Raw genomic sequence first — 19,224 nt, forward strand, 5'->3', positions numbered from 1 at the left:
ATGAACTTATTTCAGAGTGTAATGAAAATGACAATAAAAGAGTACATTACATCCATGCGGATCAATCATGCCCGTGCATTGTTAACTGACTCGAACCGAACTATTTTAGACATTGCACTTACTGTCGGCTTTAATTCCAGCAGCCGCTTTTACGATACGTTTCAACGTTATATGAGTATGACCCCGACTGAGTTTCGCGAACTAAGCCGTAAAAACAATCAGTTGTCGATGCATGGTTCGGCGTTAGATAAGGGATTAATGTAAGTACATTATATTTGAACCAATGCATCGAGTTACTCTTTCATAACTTGGTTTACGAGTATTATTGCGTGATAAATATATTAATTACTCGCAATTGAAGGGGTGGATTTTGTGCACATAGCATTTAAATTATTCACAACATCCCTTCTAGAAGTATACTCAGGCTGGCCTATCGTCCCTCTAGAATTCGCTCTGTCTAAGTATTCAGATGGACACTTAACCGTGACCTTATAATCGTTTTCATTTTCAGTGATCGCGATGTTAAAGACGGCAGACTTTTCATCATATAATGAACCGTAATTTCCGTAATGGGTAACTGCGATGTCATTGCCGACTAAAGCGACTTTAACGCCCTTCAGTGTGTCGTTATCAGAATGACGAACGGTGTGTATCAGGCTGGCTTTGTAAAAGCTTGAGGCTAGTGCGTGTTTTATTTCAGATTCATTTACGCCTTCAGCTTTTTCGAATGTGAAGTTTCTTGTACCGTTGCCATTAAATTTGACATTATTTTCTATTTTTCCCTCAGATATTGCCGAACATCCGCTGATAAGAGTAGCCGCAATAGAAAATGCGAAAATGAATTTCTTATTCATAAAAAGAACCATGTCCATATCTTTAATATTAGAGATGAGCTTATCACCAAATAATTATTTATATAACGTATATAAGTAACAAAAAGTCAATGAAACCATGGTCTTGGCAAGTAAAAATATGCTAGATCAATATGGCGTAGTAGTAGAAAAATGGAGGTAAAACCGATAACGATGCATGTATTAAGCAGGTCTAAAAAATATTTTTGAGTTCTATTTGGTTTTTTGTCATTGGGCGAAATAATGCTTGCTGACAATTATATGTGTCTTTACTAACGATTTTCTGGTGATAAGCCCGTTGAGTTTGTAGTAACGGAAGTAAATACCCAGAGCGACGGCAAAGAAGAAACTTGGTTAGCCAATCATGATGCATTGCATGCCAAAGATGGTATCAGCACTTTGTTCAACACTTGGCACATAATTCACCATGGTTAAACTAATGCTGATGAGATGTCGTTAATGCTTAAACGACTATCCTTAACGGGATGGGAACAGTTAACCTCAACAATGGACTGTAAGCAAAGCGTGAAAGGTCTATCCAAGCACTCTTAGTTCCATGTTCAGAAAATTCTTGAGTATATTGCCTGTAATCACGATTCGTCTTTGACCGTGAAAGCGATTGCCGAGCATGTCGGTTTGCATACTAACTACGCGATGAACTGATTTCAGAGTGTAATGAAAATGACAATAAAAGAGTACATCACATCCATGCGGATCAATCATGCCCGTGCATTGTTAACTGACTCGAACCGAACTATTTTAGATATTGCACTAACCGTTGGTTTTAATTCTAGCAGTCGTTTCTACGATACGTTTCAACGTTATATGAGTATGACCCCGACTGAGTTTCGCGAACTAAGCCGTAAAAACAATCAACTTTCTATGCATGGTGTAAATATCGTGGCGCGGTAACTACATTATTTCTTTAAAAGGCAATTCATTTAGCTTCTTTATTTTCAACCCAATTCTTGGCCTGTGTCATTCCTTCACGATGTCTTAATCCCTTGGCATCTGCTGCATTTATATAATCTGGCATCAATCTTGTAGTACCTATCATGTAGCCGATATGAGTAAACATGCATTCTCATTGTATTGCAGTAAATATGGGGAAGCATTAATTACTAGTCATGATTAATGTTATTTACAGAGGATAAAAACATGCAAAGAGTAATGCTAATCGCCAAGATGCAAATCAAATTACAACGCATAATCGGAACGGTTATGATGGCCATGTTACTTTTCGTAGGATCTCAGCAAGCCTTGGCTGAAGATAATGAACTGGTTTTTGGCGTGGTTCCTCAGCAATCAGCGGCCAAGCTAGCTCAGCAGTGGGGACCGTTATTATCGGCATGGAGCGAAGTTACTGGGGTTAAAATTCGCTTTGCCACTGCGCGAGATATACCGACCTTTGAACAGCGCCTAGCCGATGGTGAGTATGATATAGCCTATATGAATCCTTACCACTTTACACTGGTGAATAACCCTAATGGATATACCGCACTGGCTCATGCAAAAGACAAACGAATAACAGGGATCATGGTGGCGAAAAAAGGCTGGAGTGAAGAGATATCAACACTAGATAACCAGCAACTAGCGTTTCCTGCACCACGCGCGTTTGCCGCTTCTATTCTTACCCAGTCAGAGTTACGTCAGAAAGGGCTGGCGATTAACCCGAACTATGTTGGTGCGCATGACTCGGTGTATATGGCGGTGGCAAAAGGCATTTACCCTGCGGGTGGCGGCATTATGCGAACGTTCAATAGTATCCCAGAAAGCTTGAGATCGCAGCTAACCGTAATCTACAAGACCCAAAGTTATACCCCTCATGCAATCGCCTATAAAAATGACCTTGATAAAGAAACGGTAGCGCAGCTACACAGTAGTATTAACAAGCTCAATCATCATGCACAAGCGCGAGAAATGTTTAAGTCATTAAATATTAAAGGTTTTGAGTCAGCAATAGACAGTGATTGGGATGATGTCGTCGCATTAGGGATCCAGCTTTAATTATTTAAAGTAGAGGGCGAGGCTATGACACTACGTTCAAAAACCATCATTGGTATAGCATTAATAGAAGCCTTTGCGCTGGCGATATTAATCATCAGTGGGTTGCATTGGCTGGAAGTGTCTAATGAAAATCGTTTAGAGCTGGGTAGTAAGCAATTGGTAAGCGTATTTTCTAAAGCGACCAGAGATGCTGTGCTGGCGACAGATTTAGCCTATTTGGATAGTTTCGCCCAATCTATCGTTAGTGAACAAAACCTTGCTTATATCCGCATTGTTGACCGCAATAATACCGAGTTGACTTTGCATGGTGAATATGTCGATGAAGATGTAAACCTGACCCAGTCACCATCTAACGTGACAGATGATGTGTTTGATGTTGAAAGCCAAATCATGGTTGCTGAGCAATATTACGGTAAAGTTGAGATGGGGGTTAGAGTTAGTGACTTACATGTGCTGCTTAGTCAGGCAACCAGCTCTAGCTTGATGATTGCCGCGGCTGAAATGTCGCTAGTGGCGCTGTTTTCGTTAGCGCTAGGGACATACCTAATGCGCCGACTCGACTTGCTCCGAAAAGGGGTTGAGCAAGTGGCGCAGAAGGGGCCTGGTACGCAAATAGCCATAACGGGGAACGATGAGGTAACGCGAGTTTGCCAAGCATTTAATGAGATGTCTCAATCGCTCGCTTGTAGTCATGAACATCTTGCCGATAAACACCGCCAACAAATGATACTGTCTGAAAAAGTGACGGAGCTAGCGCAGGTGGCCGAACATGCCAGAGACGTGATGATCATCACTGATGGCCAAGGCGATATTACTTGGGTTAACCCTGCATTTGAAAACCTTACGGGTTATACCTTGACCGAAGTCATTGGTAAACAGCCTGGTGAGCTCTTACAAGGTGAAGATACTGATCTGGAAACCATTGAGAAACTGGCGAAATGCATTAAAAACCAACAGCCTGTGCGAGTTGAAATTCTAAACTACACCAAACAAGGCAAACCGTATTGGGTTGAACTTGATATATCGCCAGTATCAGATAGCTTTGGCAATATAGACAGGTTTATTGCTGTCGAACGTGATGTAACGGAGCGTCGTCAGGTTGAGCAGCAGCTAGAAACCGCGTTAGAACAGGCAACAAAAGCCGCTCAGGCAAAATCTGAATTTCTCGCTAATATGAGTCATGAAATTCGTACTCCAATGAATGCCATTATGGGGATGAGTGAGTTGTTACTTGAGCAGGTAGCGAACGGTGAATATCATGAACAGTTAAAGCTGATACATAATTCGGCAGATAACCTTGTCACTATCATTAACGATATTTTGGATTACAGTAAAATTGAAGCGGGTAAGCTTACCTTAATCGATGAACCCTTTGATTTACGCGAAACGGTTCAAGGTGCTGTCGACTTATGTACCTATCATGCCAATGCTAAAGGTTTGAAGCTATTACTTGATATACCTGCGGATATAAATGCATTTGCCTGTGGCGATAAAGGGCGCCTCAATCAGGTGTTGCTCAATATTGTTGGCAACGCGATTAAATTCACGCCTTCCGGACAGGTAAGGCTCACCGTTAAAGCCGAGGCGTTGCCATCTCAAACTCGCTATAGTTTCTGCATTGCCGATACTGGTATCGGTATTCCAGCGGACAGGCTGCCTTTTATCATGGAAAAATTTGAACAAGTCGATAACTCGGCTACTCGTGAGTATGAAGGGACGGGCTTGGGGCTTGCTATTTGCAATCACTTAATTAAGTTGTTGGGTGGCGAGTTAACGGTGGCATCTGAAGAAGGAAAGGGGTCGCAGTTTATGTTCTCGGTATTGCTGAGCAATCAACCGACTGAGCCTAAGAATAATAACCCCGTGCTGCCATTTACAAGCAAACAAAGCCAAGTTCAAAGTGCCCACCAACATCTTAGTAAAGGAAATGACTCTGGTCCTCCACCTGTGCAACCGGATATTCACAATGTTAGGGTGTTGGTCGCTGAAGACAGTATGGTAAATCGGTTATTGGTTGAAAAAATGCTGGGTAGTACTGGCGTAGAGTTGATCCTTGCCGTTGATGGCGAGCAGGCTGTTGAACTGTATCAACACCATTTACCTGATTTAGTCATTACTGATATTTCGATGCCGAAAAAAGATGGTTATGGGGTAACAAAAGATATTCGGGCTATTCAGGCGAACAGCGATACGCATTGGTGCCCGATTGTTGCGCTATCCGCCCATGCGATGATTGAAGAGCGACAAAAGAGTATCGCTTTCGGGATGAATGACTATTTGACTAAGCCGGTAAAAAAAGCCGATCTCATTAGCATGATTGCCAAGTGGGCTGACAGCGTTGAGCAAGTAAGTTGATTTTAAAACGGCTCTTGGGTTAACCAAGAGCCGCTGTTTTTAGCGACTTTCTGTAGCAAATGGTGGTTCAGTGGCGAGAGGTTTTTCTTGTTCGTCACCTTCAGTTCCATATTTCACCATCAACTGATCTTGGATCTTTTGATGATAAGCGCCGTTTAGTTTGTAGTAACGAAAGTAAATAAGCAGAGCGATGGCAAAGAAGAAGCTTGGTAAGCCAATCATGATGCATTGCATGCCAAAAATGGTATCGGCACTTTGATCAACATTTGGCACATAATTCACCATGGTTAAACTAATACCGATGAAGAATGCTGCAAACGCAGAGCCTGCTTTAACGACCAGTGTTTGCACCGAGTAAGCAATACTTTCACAACGAATATCGAGCTTATACTCCCCGTAATCAACCGTATCAGCCACCATGATCACATTGAGCACCCAAAATAGTGCTGTACCAATTTGTAATAGCACGCCCGCTGTTGAAATGAGCAATACACTTTGCTGATCATATAACCCAATGTAAATAAGTACCGCACTCCCTAGAATTGGTAGGCCTGAAGCACCAGCCCATAGAATACGACGAGAGAAGAGTTTGGCTAGTTTCGGAAAGAACACTAACGTGATCAGGTTTGCGATGCCCGCATAGGCCATGTAATACGGGAACAGATCTTCACGTCCCACCACATAGGTGAAGTAATAAATCGCAAATGCCATGATGATATTGGTGGCAAGGTTATAGCAAAGTGCCATGCCTAATACACAGGATAGTTGGTCATTTTTATAGATCAATGACACCATTTTTTTCAGTGAAACTTTTTCTTCTTGTTGCCCATTGTTGAGGTTCGCGGACGAATAGCGCTCTTTGACATTCCGCAGCGTAATAATTGTTGAAGCGACAAAAAAGGCGATAAGAATTAGTGTGAACATTTGGAAGCCAAACCCTTTATCGTCACCACCGACCGCATTAACAAATGGCAGCGCGATTGCACCAGTAATGAAGCCGGCAAGGCTGGCAAAAAAGCGAGGGTAGGGAACTAGCTCTTCTCGTTCGCGTTTATCAAGGGTTAGGGTTGGCACTAATGACCAGAATGGAATATCCATTAAGGTGTAAGTCATTCCCCAAAGTATATAAGTGACCGCGATATAAGCAATGAGGGCTGGCCCTTCAAAGTAATGGGCACTGAACAGCATATACAGAACAATTGAGTTCGCGATGGTACCAATTAAGATCCAAGGTTTGAACTTGCCCCAACGGGTGCGGGTGTTATTTACAACCCAGCCCATGATAGGGTCGTTTACTGCATCCCAAATTCGGGCGACAAGGAATATGGTACCGACCATGCCCGCAGAGATCCCGACGACATCGGTATAGTAAAACATCAGGTACATATAGACGATGACGATGGCAAAGTCCTTACCAAATGCACCGAATCCATAGCTTAACTTGGTGTTCATAGATACGCTCATTAAAAGCTCCTTATGCCCACGCTGAACGAGGTAGGCATTTTATCGTTATTGTTTCACGTTATAATTGAAGTGCTTCTTGTTATAGATATTTTGTTTTTGTCTATTCATTAATAGCGCTTTGCCAAACAATGGAATGAATCGCGTCACGCTATTATTTTTCAGATCGGATTAGTTATTGGCTATTACTTATTGATAAATCCACTTTGGTAGCCAGTCTTGATGGGCGTCGATTAGCTCATCAACCAATGCATATATCTCATCAATACCCAATACCGCTGCCGTGTGTGGGTCGAGCATTGCGGCATGGTAAATACGGTCACGGTTCTCTGTCAAAATCGCTTCGGTGAGCAAAGTTTGCACATTGATATTGGTTTGCATTAATGCCGCTAAATGGCTTGGTAGCTTTCCGACAGTTGTCGGTTGGACGCCGTTAGCATCAACCAAACAGGCGACTTCAACACAACACCCCTGCGGCAAATTATCAATAATTCCATCATTTCTCACATTGCCGTAGATGACACTTGGGGTATTACTCCAAATAGCATTCATAATGGTACTGGCATACTCGTGAGATTCTTTTATGTCTATACGGTCGGCTGTTTTAAATGCGTCGAGATCTTTTTTCCAGTTTGCGATTTGCTCTACGCAGCGAATTGGGTATTCGTCTAGCGGTACCTTATAGCGTTCAATCAAATCGGGGCGATTAGGCTTGATAAAGTAAGGTGTGTATTCTGCAAAATGCTCAGAAGATTCAGTCACGAAATAGCCCAGCTTTTTGAACATTTCATAGCGCACAATGTTCTCACAGCGCGGGTTGCCATGAATGCTTGGTTTCGGAGCTTGTCCCAATTCGTAAGCTGCGAGTAAGTCAGGGTATATGCTGTGGTAGTTTCCTTGTGAATCTTTTTTCTCAATGGAAAGGTAATACGCCATATGGTTGATACCTGCACAGGTATAACGTAAGTCGTTATAATCGATCTCCAGATCGCGGGCTAGCTCTTCAGCGGTTCCCTGAACGGAGTGGCAGAGCCCCACTTGTTTGATGTGCGGGTATTTCTCGTACATCGCCCATGTGTTCATTGCCATTGGGTTTACGTAGTTTAACATGGTGGCTTCAGGGCAAACTTCCGTCATGTCTTCACAGATCTGCCATAAATGCGGAATGGTACGCAGCGAGCGCATTATACCGCCTGGGCCTAATGTATCAGCAATCGTTTGTTCTAATCCGTGCTTCTTGCACACGTTAAAGTCAATCACGGTACACGGCTCGTAACCACCGATTTGGAAAGCGACAACCACAAAATCAGCCTCATTAAGTGCCTCTTTTTGGTTGGTATAGCATTCAATTTTCCCGGTTGCACCTGCTGATTCCATCAGTTTACTGACAACAATCTGGGATTCTTCCAGTCTAACTGGGTCAATATCCATTAACGCGACATTGGCACTTTTTAGGGCCGGTTTATGGAATACGTCACCAAGAATATTTTTGACAAAAATTGTTGAACCCGCACCAATGAAAGTGATTTTAGGGTGTTTCATAGCCGTTCCTTTGTGCTTTTGTTTTGATGATTACATCATCATCGAATCCTCAATTGGTATCTTCCCCATCGTGTGGTTTTGTATCCTATTTTCTAAGATTTCGGCATAGGACTCACAAAATAGTGCTGCAGGGTAACTTGAGAGGATTTAATTAAAACAGCAACGCGTCGCTTTAACAGGGTATCTGTCATAGCTTACGGTGGTTGTATTGTGCGAAAGTCTGAAACTGTTTTATGCGGCGTTGATCGGGAAAAGTTAACCAAAGACTTGTTGAAGGTTGTTTCGGCAAGGTTTCCAAAATCGGAAATTAATATTCGTCAGTGCAGTGAAAAAAGCGGAACAATGACCATTTTTTTCGAAGTAAATGGTGAGAATATGGCAGAAATTAGCTTTGGTTGAGAAACCAATTAAACCATAAGAAACAAACTTACAAAATAGCCAAAGTAACCGTGCTTTGGCTATATTCGGGGGAGTTTACAAGCTGCTTTATAGCTGATTAATATCGGCTATTTTGTCCGTAATAGTTCGACAGATTGTCGCTATTCTTACCGCCTTGCCAGCCCGATGATTTGGTCAAAGCCACAATGTCTTTTACTTCATATCTTTCACCAGTAAAGATCAACTCTGATAGTTCTTGGCGTAGCGCATCCAATTTTTGCTGATTGAGATGGTAATGTTGCTGAATTTGATCGTTTGACTGTTTAAGGTACATTGCTATGGCATAGTGGAAAAAGTGCTTTGATACCTTGGTTTTTCGGGCAGCTTGTTCAATCTGGCCTAGGGTAAAGGTCTCTTGTGGTCCGTAATCGGTGACTAAAACCGGGGCGAGTTTGCCAATGTAACCCCTTAGTGCACGAGTACGGCGATACTTGAAAAATAGTCCCATTATCTATCCCATGTAATATCGGGGTGAGGACAGTATGCCTAAGGGGTTAATGGTATGGAAGCTTAACAGCAAAATGCTTGCTACTATTTACCTGTAGTGAATTGATACTAACACCATGTGGCTGGGTGTTGGATGCAATTGATGGCATATTGAGTCATACGCATCACCTGTTTCGCTCGAAATAATTTTCGAATATCGTTTATCTGCTCTCTACTGAAATGAGTATAAATCCTTTAATTGATTTTGTTTTTGAATTAAACTTTATTTGTTATTAGATCTATTTAGTTCGTATGTGTTTTACTGATACTTAAAATGCCTGTCTGAAATTTATACATTTAAAACAAATAACAAGCAGCTTGTATATTCAATAGTTTCATCCTCTTTAAGAGATTAGAGAATCTCAATTAATAATTTATCTGTCGAAGAGCTAGCTGCTAAATCTTTAATTAAATGCCTATCTTGGTATGGATTATATTCCTTATTGGAATTTGCGAGTGGAAAAGTGAATAAAGAGTGTCAGTTTGATGGTTTTACACGTGCGCTTCACCTTCAAATGAAAGAGGTTGGGATTGAAAATGTATTCAATCAGATTATAGAGATTGGCGGAAAAAAATTAAGCGCAAGAACATTCTCCAATAAAGTAAACCCGAGCCAAGAAAACCACCACTTAACCATTCAAGAGTTCTTGTTGACGCTGCTCGTGTTGCAAAAGAATGAAAAGCATGTCTATGTGATTGAGGAAATGCTGAAGTTGTTTAACCTTAAGTGTGAACGCTTTGAACGGGAAAGTGAGCATGACATTACATATCGTAATGTATTGAATGCATGGATGAACTGGGATAAAGAGCGCGGTGATGTTCAACATGAAATTCGAGATGCGTTGATAGATGGAAAAGTCAGTGCGAATGAGCTTGAAGATATTAAGAAAGAAATGAATCAGGATATTGCAGCGATGATCAAGTTAAGAGATATGCTTGAATTTGCCTGTGAAAACCGTGTAGTGATTAAATAAATTAAGCTTATTCTTGGTCAAACAGGGGAATAGCGATTAAGCTTTCCCCTTCAATATATTGTAATAATTAGACCATGCTAATTTATCATTTAGCTAATGCTGATTTAACTTTCATTTTTAGTTGAGTACTTCTTTAAGAATCTCTGCCTAGACTTAGTTAAAATAACGTTTGATTGATTTTTGATCTTTTTATGTAGTGATTGTGTGTTTTTCATTATATTTTAATAGACTTGCCGCAGTTATAGCAACGATGTACTTCTTTATAAAATACACGTTGAATGAAAGTACGCTTAATACGATAAATGCGGCTATGACTACATTTCATGATAATACCTATAATAGATTTCATTTAAATTCCAATGAATAAAGGTTGGTTTATATAACGACAACGCTTTATTTATCAGCGGTAATTGCTGACGAAATAGATATTACGGATTACTGATATTAAAAGTACGTGAACGGCATTGAAGGTTTCACATTAGGTGCTTTGTGAAGCTAGTTGCATATAAGTTATTGAGCCAGAGATAAGGTCGAGGTAACAATTAGCCTAATGGCGATGAACGTCAGTAGAAGCTTTAATATTTTATGATATTGGTGATTAGGAAAGCGCTCCAGCAGGTATTGTCCTGCAAGTGTACCTAAAAAGCCGGTGCACACCATCAAACCAACTAAACCCATCCACTCCTGGAAGGCAAAACCAAAGAGGCCGAAGGTTAACGCCTTGATGGCATGTTGAAAACTCATTAGTGCAGCCGTTGTACTGACTAATTCACGGCGTTCTGGAATAAGGTGCTTGATACTTGCAATAACAAATGGACCTGTCGCCCCGATAAACATGGTTAAAAAGGTTGTGATCCCCCCTAACGTCGCCATGCTTTTGTTGCCACCCAAGCTTCTTGTTATCGGTAGCCAGCAACTTGCGAGAATAAAGCAGCCTAAAATTAATGTGATGGCTTCAGAAGGTAAATTGAATGCCAGTTGGCCACCCATTAAAGCTCCGAGCAAACTGCCGACGAAGAACCATAGTAAAATATCGCGTCTGATATGTTGACGCAGGAGCCAGCAGCGGCCGCCGTTTGAGCCGAGTTGCACGAGGGCATGAACAGGGATAATTGCAGCAGCAGGCATAAAGGTTGCCATTAAGGCAATGAGCATAGCCCCGCCTCCGACCCCCATTACAGCGGTAAGCGCCGAAGTTACAAAACTGAAGATAATCAGAACAGTAAAGTGGCTTACACTCAGTAAATCAGGCTTTATTAATTCTATTAACTCAATCATTTATGACTATTCCCTGTCCGTTGTGCTTTCAGTTTACCTTGATAGAATTTTAAAACTGTCGGTTTTATTCAATCTTTTCCTATTGCATGAATATAATATTGGATACAGAGAAAGCCTTGGGTAGCGGTACCATTGCTACGAAGGGTATTATTTTAAGCATTTAAGGCAATACACGCATGAATACACCATCATTAATTCAATTAGGTTGGCGTCCTTACTTTCAACAACAACTGACATTAGAAGAGCTAACTGATTTTAGAATTGGTCGCGTGGTCGAACAGCATCGAAGTGGTTCGGTGGTCATGAGTGAACAAGGTACATTTAACTTAGCGCAGTCATCGAATAGTGAACGAATGTGTGTTGGTGACTGGGTGTTGTTTGACGACACGCTGAAGCTACACCGTAATCTTGAACGGCAATCGTTATTTAAGCGCAAAGCGCCGGGTTCGAAAGTCGATACGCAATTAATTGCTTCCAACGTTGATAGCCTATTCGTGGTTTGCTCGCTCAATCAAGATTTTAACCTTAACCGTATTGAGCGCTATCTTGCTTTGTCAAAAGAAGCGGAAGTAGAGCCTATTATTGTGCTGACAAAAGCGGACCAATGCGATGATGCTGATAGCAAGCGGCAACAAGTACAGTCGCTAGACCCATTGCTGATGGTGCACGCGATTAATGCACTGGATCCTACTCACCTGCAAGAATTGTCAGGCTACTGCCGTGAAGGTAAAACGTTGGCATTCCTTGGCTCATCAGGGGTCGGGAAATCGACATTGATGAATGGTTTAATGGGCTCTGATGCGCAAGAGACCGGTGCGATACGTGAGGACGACAGTAAAGGTCGTCATACAACAACCTATAGAGCACTAAAGTGGCTGCCTCAAGGTGGATTGTTGATGGATACCCCTGGAATGAGAGAGCTACAGCTGAGTGACTGCGAGCAAGGCGTGAGTGAAACCTTCAGTGAGATTACTCAGTTAGCTCAACAATGCCGATTTGGTGATTGTAGCCACAGTAATGAGCCTGGGTGTGCTGTGATGCAAGCCATTGATAGCGGTGCATTAGAAACTCGTCGTTTTGTGAGTTACCAGAAGCTGATGCGTGAGCAGGCATTTAACAGTGCGACGTTGGCCCAAAAACGTGCCAAAGATAAAGCTTTTGGCAAGATGATCCATAACGTTCAAAGCGAGTCTCGCAGCCGTAAAAAAGGGTTTTAGTTCGTCCTGTGTGATTCGGGGACAGATTGTTGGATATGCAATACTAAAGGGATACAGCCGCCTTGAAAATCAGTACTCACACCATTAGCGATAAAGCCATGGCGGTGGTAAAAGCCTTTAGCGTAGGTTGATGAATGTACATATATTTTTCGGGTGGAATTAGGCTGGATATATTGACGAATAACAAAATCCAGTAATTTGCTCGCAATGCCTTGGTTCTGGTAATCAGGGTCAACAAACAGGTTAGATAGTTTGTTATGTTCGGTTATGAGTAATGTGCCTACAACGACGTCATTTTTCCAATAGAGGATGTGAAGTGTTGTTTTCGAATTTGCTCGGCTAAGAAGGATGTTATCGACGCAGTTTGCAATGAGTTCATCTTGAATGGCTGGTGGCTCTGTAATGCAGTGCCTGATGGCCTTTGATATTACAGCGATTTCGGCTGCTGTATCTTGGCTAGTGGCTTGTTTTATCACTTTACGTCCTTGTGATTGAATTTATCTGCCAAAATAATACGTCAATAATCCCATATTATAAAATAGATACGCCCGATTATCTGCCGGGCGTATCATCAATATTTTTAATAAGTATTAGATCATTAAACCAACAGGATCTTTGCTACGCGGCGCTTACCAATTTGGTAAATAGCCGTTCCTTTCTCTGGGATAAGGTTCTTATCATTCACTTTTTCCCCATCAATTTTTACTGCACCCTGAGCGATCATTCGCATTGCTTCGGATGTTGACTCAACCAGTTCAGCTTGTTTTAGCAGCTGGCTAATCGTTACACCTTGTGTACATTCAACAATGGCCAAATCATCGGGTAATACATTGCGCTTAAAGCGGTTTTCAAATGCATTGTTAGCCTGTATCGCGGCTTCTTCTGAATGGAAGCGAGCAACAATTTCTTTGGCTAACAGTATCTTTATTTCTTTTGGATTACGGCCTGTCGAAATGTCGGCTTTAAACTGCTCAATCTCAGCCATCGGGCGGAATGATAGTAATTCGAAGTAATTCCACATCAGCTCATCAGATATTGACATCACTTTACCAAACATTTCATCCGCTGCTTCAGTGACACCAATGTAGTTATGGGCAGATTTAGACATCTTCTTCTCACCATCAAGCCCGACAAGTAGCGGCATGGTGATCACAACTTGTTGCGCCATCTTATGTTGCTTTTGTAGTTCGCGCCCCATTAAAAGGTTGAAGGTTTGATCGGTACCACCAAGCTCAATATCGGCTTTTAATTCAACAGAGTCGTAACCCTGCAATAGAGGGTAAATAAATTCATGGATACCAATAGCACGTTGCGATGCAAAGCGTTGCTTAAAATCTTCACGTTCTAGCATACGGGCAACAGTTTGGCTGGCCGCCAATTTTAACATTCCCTCAGCACCCAGCTTTGATAGCCATTGAGAGTTAAATACAATCTCGGTTTTGGTTGGATCGAGTATTTTAAAGACTTGCTGCTGGTATGTTTCAGCGTTAGCAAGTACTTGCTCTGTGGTTAATGGTGGGCGGGTGGTGTTTTTACCCGATGGATCGCCGATCTTACCCGTAAAGTCACCAATTAAGAACATCACATGGTGACCAAGATCTTGAAACTGGCGAAGCTTATTTAAGATAACAGTGTGGCCCAAATGAATATCTGGTGCGGTAGGATCGGCACCTAATTTGATCCGTAATGGGCGATCTAATTTTAGCTTTTCTATTAGTGCAATTTCTGGGGTGATGTTATCTACACCTCGCTTTATGATCGCAAGGCTTTGTTCTAGGTTATTTTCTGCTGTCATTGTTTTTACTCTTCTATGCACCTGCGTTCAAGAGGTGGGTCTAAATAGTTTGTATGCGAATTAATGCGGTTTATTGGGTTGCTATTGTCAGTTTACGTTTACGAAGCAAGGCTGCACGTAAATGGTCATAGCAATAATTGAAGACGAAAGCGTATACGGTAATAAAGATTGTGACGCCAATATCTAAGACAAAGGCTTCCCATAAGCTTACCGAAAGTAGCCATGCCATTAAGGGAACCGTTAATAGTAATAGCCCACTTTCAAATCCAATAAGTTGAATACCTCGGGCTTTTAAGCTTCTGTCTTCACGGTTACCGGTAAAGAAACGATCAAAAATGGCATTAAAAATTAAGTTCCACACCATCGCAACAGTCGCGACCACTATCATAGTTCCTGATAGGCTTGTGACTGGATGGTTAGTGAAAATAATTAAACCAATAATCGACAATGTAACGGCTAACACTTCAAATATTACCGCATGGAATAGGCGTTCAATCGCTGACATTGATTTACTCTGTATCTGGTAAACGAATAGAGCGATGGAGGATATCAGTTGTGAATCGAAGTAAAAGTTAGAAGGTATCACGATCTGTGATGCCTATCAGTAAAGCCTGAGTATATCGTAATGAGTACAGGCTATATTGAGCCAATAAAGCCGAGGTATTAATCGAAAGGAAGGTTTGATTATTACACTGTGGTAATAGTCATTTGTATTTTTAGGTAATTATCATTTGTTGAGTTATCAATATAATAGCTTCCATCGAAACGGTAATAGGTCGTTTCCACAGAATTCGATTTACTGAACGTACTGAAGGATAAAATAATGACTGCTCAGACTATTAAATCACGCGCTGCTGTTGCATGGGGTGCTGGTCAGCCTCTATCAATGGAAGAAGTTGATGTAATGCCACCGCAAAAAGGTGAAGTACGTATTCGTATGATTGCTACAGGTGTTTGCCACACTGATGCATTCACGCTTTCAGGTGATGATCCTGAAGGGATTTTCCCTTGTATTCTTGGCCACGAAGGTGGCGGTATCGTTGAGTCTATCGGCGAAGGTGTAACAAGTGTCCAAGTGGGCGATCACGTTATTCCGCTTTATACACCTGAATGTGGCGAGTGTAAGTTCTGTAAATCAGGTAAAACTAACCTGTGCCAGAAAATTCGCGAAACTCAGGGTAAAGGTTTGATGCCAGACGGCACAACACGCTTTTCGATTAATGGTGAGCCAATTTATCACTACATGGGCACATCAACGTTCTCTGAGTACACGGTATTACCTGAAATCTCTTTAGCGAAAGTAAACCCAGAAGCACCGCTTGAAGAAGTGTGTCTTCTTGGCTGTGGCGTTACCACAGGCATGGGTGCAGTTATGAATACGGCTAAAGTTGAAGAAGGGGACACCGTTGCAGTCTTCGGTCTTGGCGGTATCGGTCTTTCTGCAATTATTGGTGCACAGATGGCGAAAGCATCACGCATCATTGCTATCGACATTAACGAAAGCAAATTCGAATTAGCACGCAAACTGGGTGCGACAGATTGTATTAATCCGAACAACTTCGACAAGCCAATTCAAGAAGTCATTGTTGAAATGACTGACGGTGGTGTTGAATACTCGTTTGAATGTATCGGGAATGTACATGTAATGCGTTCAGCTCTTGAGTGTTGTCATAAAGGCTGGGGCGAATCGGTTGTTATCGGTGTTGCCGGTGCGGGCCAAGAGATTTCTACCCGTCCATTCCAGTTGGTAACTGGCCGTGTATGGCGTGGTTCTGCATTCGGTGGCGTTAAAGGTCGTTCTGAACTACCTGAGTACGTAGAACGTTACATGCAAGGTGAGTTTAAGTTAGACGACTTTATTACGCATACAATGGCACTTGAAGATGTGAATGAAGCATTTGAGCTAATGCATAAAGGCGAAAGTATTCGTACTGTCCTTCACTTTGACAAGTAATCGTCGTTAAGGCTCGTAACTTAACACAGTAATATGCTTGAAATTCTAGCCCCCTATTTGTTTATGACGAATAGGGGGCTTTTTTATGGGGCTTTTTGAAACGGGTTTATATGGCAAGCTTAGTTATGCTAGGGATACAGTTCGCCGATTTCAACTTACTGAATAATTTTCAGTCCATTCGGGTAATAAAGGTTTGCTCGTCATCCACAAAAGCCACAAAGCCGCCGTAATAGATAAACACCCGACCACGCCCCTCAACTAGGCAGGCAAGCTGTGGGTTCAAATCTTCTTCGTTATCCTGGCTTTGAAAAGTGCCGGTATCGGTGATTACGCCGCGGAGTGTAGGCAAAAATCCATAGCTGCGCTTGGCTTGATCAATCAGGCTCAATTCACTGGCGGTAGAGAAGTAAGATGGGATGGGACCAGCATCTTCGATAAACATCGTTTTCAGTTCTTCAAAAGCTGTAATCACCAGCCAGTCGATGCCGTTAACGTGATGGATAAACATTGTTTATAAATACCTAGTTTCTCGATAATTCTGATGCGGAGATTCTATCACTATCAGGGGGAGAACGTAGTAGAGATTTAGTTGCCAAAGGCAAGACCTTTCCCTGTTTATCGCCCCAATATATCCAGCATAAAACTGGAACAGATGTTCACAATCAAATCACACCAAGAATACAACAAAGCATGAGTCGATGGATTTTCTCTGAGCCTTTAAAGTCGAACTGTTTCTTGTTGAACGTTACTTTATTATTCCTGAGATTAAGGGCCTACAAATAAATAGACACATACTATCTACAGTGTTTCATACTAGTCGCCTTACTCTACGACTAATGTCTAACCACCTGAGACTATTTGTTTTTTTTGGTTTGGTATAAGGTAATAGTAACTGAATATTAATGATTTTTTAGTTATAGGTTGATWCGTTATTTGTATTTCATGGTGAGTTAGCTTCACTTATTAATAATAAATTTACTCATAAGTAAAATAGAGTCATCGAGTTCTTTGTGGCAGAAAACATATAGCTAACTACTCCGCTAAATTTTCGTGCCGTGAGTCAATAACGTTTGTTGGAATAACACACCTTAGAGTGTGAACGAAAGGAATCAACATGAGCATTACTTTAGAGTCCGTACATATACAAACAGATAAGCCTCAAGCCAATGAGGATGAACTCACTTATGAACAACAACACAAACCAAGCTCAGAATTTAACTCCCGAGAACAGTATCTAGAGCACGAGTTACAAATCATGTCGCCTAAACGCTGGCGTCCCAATTTGCCGTTCAAAGATTATCGATTTGAGATAGAAGATACCATCCCAGCGATGGCTGCTACCATTGGTAAAGTCGTTATGGTAGGCGCCATTGCAGCCACCTTTGCCGGGGCTTTAGGGCTAAATGAAGGCTTTATTTTAGAAAACGTTCGTTATGAATTACTCATCGCCTCTGTTTTCATTATTCTGTTCTCTGGTTTTTTATTGCCGACCGCTAACCTCGCAGGTACACATGGCCCACTCATCCCTTTAATTCCGATTGTCGTTGCAGCAGGCGGGCATCCTATGGCTTTTGGGTTGCTGATTGGCGCCTTTGGCTTAATCTTAGCCATCAGTAAAGGTGGCAGCATGTTGGCAAACCTCACCAGTAAAGGCGTGTGCGGCGGCTTATTACTCTACCTTGGCTTTGTTGGTACCGCCTCTCAAGTGAAAAAGCTGTTCGCTTGGGCTGAGGGAATAGGTATGAGTCATATTGCTTTTGTCGTGATCTTTTGCACCATTATCTTGTACGCGCTATTGGAACACTTCCGCAAACGTTGGTTAGCTGTTCCTCTTAGTTGCTTACTGGGTGGTACGATTGCATTTGCTATGGGTGCCCCATTTGCTTTCCACACTGAGCCAGGCTTGCCTAACATGAACCCTATGTATTGGTGGGGAGAAGATACCGGCTGGATGCTTGGTCTACCGACGATTGAACACTTCATGGTGGTATTGCCGTTTGCTATTTTAGCCGTGGCAATGTGGTCGCCAGATTTCTTAGGACATCAAGTATTCCAAAAAATCAGCTACCCAGAACGTACCGAAAAAGTACATATGAACATCGACGACACCATGACCACGGCTTCAATTCGTCAGACGTTCGGTTCTCTGCTTGGTGGTACTAACTTTACGTCTTCATGGGGTACTTATATCGTACCGGCGGCAATTGCTAAACGCCCTATTCCTGCTGGCGCTTTGCTCACAGCTCTGTTCTGTATCATCGCCGCAGTTTGGGGTTACCCGATGGATTTAGCTATCTGGCAACCTGTACTTTGTGTCGCGCTGATTGTTGGAGTATTTGTTCCATTGCTAGAAGCTGGAATGGAAATGACACGTGAAGGGAAAACCACCCAATCGGCAGCGATTGTTGTATTTTCATCGGCGCTAGTGAACCCAGCATTTGGTTGGTCTCTCACCATGCTACTAGACAACTTAGGCTTGGTCGGTTGTAAAGAACGCAGCGGTGAACTGAGTAAAATGAGCCGTTGGGTGTTGCCTGGAATTATGTTCATTGTACTAAGTGGCGTAATGGCATTGGTTGGCCTTTTACCGGGGATTCCAGCAATTATCCCTAGTTTTCGTTAACCGTTAAATAAGAGTTATTGAATGTTCGACCCTTTCTACTATTTAGTTTTGGTCGGAACACAAAAAGGCCTCGCAAATGCGAGGCCTTAGTTTTATATATCAAACCATTACAACCGCCCTATTTCACTGATTGAACTGCTGTCTAGACTCCAACCGTGAATGAAGCTCAGCGTTGTCTCCCGCTCACACCCGTACCATAAGCGATTTGCTCACCTCTTTGTAAAACGCCTCACCTTTTGCTGT

18 protein-coding genes and 2 pseudogenes are annotated in these 19,224 nt (G+C 42.1%); 9 read left to right on the forward strand and 11 right to left on the reverse strand.

Annotated features, from left to right (window positions below):
* Positions 1–264, forward strand: a 264-nt coding sequence (locus tag L4D09_RS18870; protein WP_428459075.1) for a helix-turn-helix domain-containing protein, incomplete at its 5' end; no start/stop codon positions are given.
* A gap of 77 nt (positions 265–341) precedes the next feature.
* On the opposite strand, the gene L4D09_RS18875 is transcribed toward L4D09_RS18870, so the two are convergent.
* Together L4D09_RS18875 and L4D09_RS18880 are read right to left on the reverse strand one after the other, a co-directional pair.
* Entirely contained in the window at positions 342–854 is a 513-nt protein-coding gene (locus tag L4D09_RS18875; protein ID WP_428459076.1) for a hypothetical protein, read from the reverse strand.
* Positions 855–1,128: 274 nt separating this feature from the next.
* Positions 1,129–1,298, reverse strand: a pseudogene (locus L4D09_RS18880) (melibiose:sodium transporter MelB); the annotation flags it as partial.
* On the opposite strand from L4D09_RS18880, the pseudogene L4D09_RS18885 reads away from it, so the two are divergent.
* Positions 1,296–1,763 (forward strand): annotated as a pseudogene (locus tag L4D09_RS18885) (helix-turn-helix domain-containing protein); the annotation flags it as partial. The pseudogenes L4D09_RS18880 and L4D09_RS18885 sit on opposite strands and share 3 nt — an antisense overlap.
* A 25-nt stretch (positions 1,764–1,788) precedes the next feature.
* Here the strand turns inward: L4D09_RS18885 and L4D09_RS18890 are convergent.
* The gene (locus L4D09_RS18890) at positions 1,789–1,929 is read right to left on the reverse strand and encodes a hypothetical protein (RefSeq protein WP_428459077.1); all 141 of its coding nucleotides are present in this window, start codon (positions 1,927–1,929) and stop codon (positions 1,789–1,791) included.
* A 143-nt stretch (positions 1,930–2,072) separates the two neighbouring features.
* On the opposite strand from L4D09_RS18890, the gene L4D09_RS18895 reads away from it, so the two are divergent.
* Entirely contained in the window at positions 2,073–2,858 is a 786-nt protein-coding gene (locus L4D09_RS18895; RefSeq protein WP_428459123.1) for a phosphate/phosphite/phosphonate ABC transporter substrate-binding protein, read from the forward strand.
* 24 nt (positions 2,859–2,882) lie between these two features.
* A complete protein-coding gene (locus tag L4D09_RS18900; protein WP_428459078.1) occupies positions 2,883–5,213 on the forward strand; it encodes a hybrid sensor histidine kinase/response regulator in 2,331 nt (776 codons plus the stop codon).
* Positions 5,214–5,252: 39 nt separating this feature from the next.
* Here L4D09_RS18900 and melB read toward each other — a convergent pair whose 3' ends face one another.
* Positions 5,253–6,677, reverse strand: a complete 1,425-nt coding sequence (gene melB / locus L4D09_RS18905; RefSeq protein WP_428459079.1) for a melibiose:sodium transporter MelB — start codon at positions 6,675–6,677, stop codon at positions 5,253–5,255.
* A 186-nt stretch (positions 6,678–6,863) separates the two neighbouring features.
* Entirely contained in the window at positions 6,864–8,216 is a 1,353-nt protein-coding gene (locus tag L4D09_RS18910) for an alpha-glucosidase/alpha-galactosidase (RefSeq protein WP_428459080.1), read from the reverse strand.
* 210 nt (positions 8,217–8,426) lie between these two features.
* Between L4D09_RS18910 and L4D09_RS18915 the strand changes: the two genes are divergently transcribed.
* The gene (locus L4D09_RS18915) at positions 8,427–8,615 is read left to right on the forward strand and encodes a hypothetical protein (protein WP_428459081.1); all 189 of its coding nucleotides are present in this window, start codon (positions 8,427–8,429) and stop codon (positions 8,613–8,615) included.
* A gap of 97 nt (positions 8,616–8,712) precedes the next feature.
* On the opposite strand, the gene L4D09_RS18920 is transcribed toward L4D09_RS18915, so the two are convergent.
* Entirely contained in the window at positions 8,713–9,102 is a 390-nt protein-coding gene (locus L4D09_RS18920; protein ID WP_428459082.1) for a DUF6559 family protein, read from the reverse strand.
* A 481-nt stretch (positions 9,103–9,583) separates the two neighbouring features.
* On the opposite strand from L4D09_RS18920, the gene L4D09_RS18925 reads away from it, so the two are divergent.
* Positions 9,584–10,114: a phage regulatory CII family protein gene (locus L4D09_RS18925; RefSeq protein ID WP_428459083.1), complete on the forward strand. Its 531-nt coding sequence runs from the start codon at positions 9,584–9,586 to the stop codon at positions 10,112–10,114.
* Positions 10,115–10,624: 510 nt separating this feature from the next.
* On the opposite strand, the gene L4D09_RS18930 is transcribed toward L4D09_RS18925, so the two are convergent.
* Positions 10,625–11,392 (reverse strand): sulfite exporter TauE/SafE family protein, encoded by a 768-nt coding sequence (locus tag L4D09_RS18930; RefSeq protein ID WP_428459084.1) that lies wholly within the window; start codon positions 11,390–11,392, stop codon positions 10,625–10,627.
* Between the two features lie 176 nt (positions 11,393–11,568).
* Between L4D09_RS18930 and rsgA the strand changes: the two genes are divergently transcribed.
* Positions 11,569–12,609 (forward strand): ribosome small subunit-dependent GTPase A, encoded by a 1,041-nt coding sequence (rsgA, locus tag L4D09_RS18935; RefSeq protein ID WP_428459085.1) that lies wholly within the window; start codon positions 11,569–11,571, stop codon positions 12,607–12,609.
* Here the strand turns inward: rsgA and L4D09_RS18940 are convergent.
* The 3 genes from L4D09_RS18940 to L4D09_RS18950 all read right to left on the reverse strand — a co-directional run bounded on the left by L4D09_RS18940 (position 12,606) and on the right by L4D09_RS18950 (position 14,909).
* Positions 12,606–13,085 carry a GNAT family N-acetyltransferase gene (locus tag L4D09_RS18940; RefSeq protein WP_428459086.1) on the reverse strand — a complete coding sequence of 160 codons (480 nt, stop codon included), beginning with the start codon at positions 13,083–13,085 and terminating at the stop codon, positions 12,606–12,608. The two genes, rsgA and L4D09_RS18940, sit on opposite strands and share 4 nt — an antisense overlap.
* A gap of 122 nt (positions 13,086–13,207) precedes the next feature.
* Positions 13,208–14,404 (reverse strand): tyrosine--tRNA ligase, encoded by a 1,197-nt coding sequence (gene tyrS / locus L4D09_RS18945; protein WP_428459087.1) that lies wholly within the window; start codon positions 14,402–14,404, stop codon positions 13,208–13,210.
* Positions 14,405–14,474: 70 nt separating this feature from the next.
* Positions 14,475–14,909, reverse strand: coding sequence for a PACE efflux transporter (locus L4D09_RS18950; protein WP_428459088.1), 435 nt, complete (start codon positions 14,907–14,909; stop codon positions 14,475–14,477).
* 318 nt (positions 14,910–15,227) lie between these two features.
* On the opposite strand from L4D09_RS18950, the gene L4D09_RS18955 reads away from it, so the two are divergent.
* Positions 15,228–16,358 carry an S-(hydroxymethyl)glutathione dehydrogenase/class III alcohol dehydrogenase gene (locus L4D09_RS18955; protein ID WP_428459089.1) on the forward strand — a complete coding sequence of 377 codons (1,131 nt, stop codon included), beginning with the start codon at positions 15,228–15,230 and terminating at the stop codon, positions 16,356–16,358.
* A gap of 169 nt (positions 16,359–16,527) precedes the next feature.
* Here L4D09_RS18955 and L4D09_RS18960 read toward each other — a convergent pair whose 3' ends face one another.
* The gene (locus L4D09_RS18960) at positions 16,528–16,866 is read right to left on the reverse strand and encodes a cytosolic protein (protein WP_428459090.1); all 339 of its coding nucleotides are present in this window, start codon (positions 16,864–16,866) and stop codon (positions 16,528–16,530) included.
* A gap of 606 nt (positions 16,867–17,472) precedes the next feature.
* On the opposite strand from L4D09_RS18960, the gene L4D09_RS18965 reads away from it, so the two are divergent.
* Positions 17,473–18,981: a DUF3360 domain-containing protein gene (locus L4D09_RS18965; protein WP_428459091.1), complete on the forward strand. Its 1,509-nt coding sequence runs from the start codon at positions 17,473–17,475 to the stop codon at positions 18,979–18,981.
* Positions 18,982–19,224: the final 243 nt, after the last annotated feature.

Source organism: Photobacterium makurazakiensis, from assembly GCF_050336715.1.
Classification (GTDB): Bacteria; Pseudomonadota; Gammaproteobacteria; order Enterobacterales; family Vibrionaceae; genus Photobacterium; species Photobacterium makurazakiensis.

Coding starts and splice junctions, on each gene's coding strand:
- L4D09_RS18875 (WP_428459076.1), bottom strand. CDS start 854: ATGAATAAGAAATTCATTTTCGCATTTTCTATTGCGGCTACTCTTATC.
- L4D09_RS18890 (WP_428459077.1), bottom strand. CDS start 1,929: ATGTTTACTCATATCGGCTACATGATAGGTACTACAAGATTGATGCCA.
- L4D09_RS18895 (WP_428459123.1), top strand. CDS start 2,073: ATGATGGCCATGTTACTTTTCGTAGGATCTCAGCAAGCCTTGGCTGAA.
- L4D09_RS18900 (WP_428459078.1), top strand. CDS start 2,883: ATGACACTACGTTCAAAAACCATCATTGGTATAGCATTAATAGAAGCC.
- melB (WP_428459079.1), bottom strand. CDS start 6,677: ATGAGCGTATCTATGAACACCAAGTTAAGCTATGGATTCGGTGCATTT.
- L4D09_RS18910 (WP_428459080.1), bottom strand. CDS start 8,216: ATGAAACACCCTAAAATCACTTTCATTGGTGCGGGTTCAACAATTTTT.
- L4D09_RS18920 (WP_428459082.1), bottom strand. CDS start 9,102: ATGGGACTATTTTTCAAGTATCGCCGTACTCGTGCACTAAGGGGTTAC.
- L4D09_RS18930 (WP_428459084.1), bottom strand. CDS start 11,392: ATGATTGAGTTAATAGAATTAATAAAGCCTGATTTACTGAGTGTAAGC.
- rsgA (WP_428459085.1), top strand. CDS start 11,569: ATGAATACACCATCATTAATTCAATTAGGTTGGCGTCCTTACTTTCAA.
- tyrS (WP_428459087.1), bottom strand. CDS start 14,404: ATGACAGCAGAAAATAACCTAGAACAAAGCCTTGCGATCATAAAGCGA.
- L4D09_RS18950 (WP_428459088.1), bottom strand. CDS start 14,909: ATGTCAGCGATTGAACGCCTATTCCATGCGGTAATATTTGAAGTGTTA.
- L4D09_RS18955 (WP_428459089.1), top strand. CDS start 15,228: ATGACTGCTCAGACTATTAAATCACGCGCTGCTGTTGCATGGGGTGCT.
- L4D09_RS18960 (WP_428459090.1), bottom strand. CDS start 16,866: ATGTTTATCCATCACGTTAACGGCATCGACTGGCTGGTGATTACAGCT.
- L4D09_RS18965 (WP_428459091.1), top strand. CDS start 17,473: ATGAGCATTACTTTAGAGTCCGTACATATACAAACAGATAAGCCTCAA.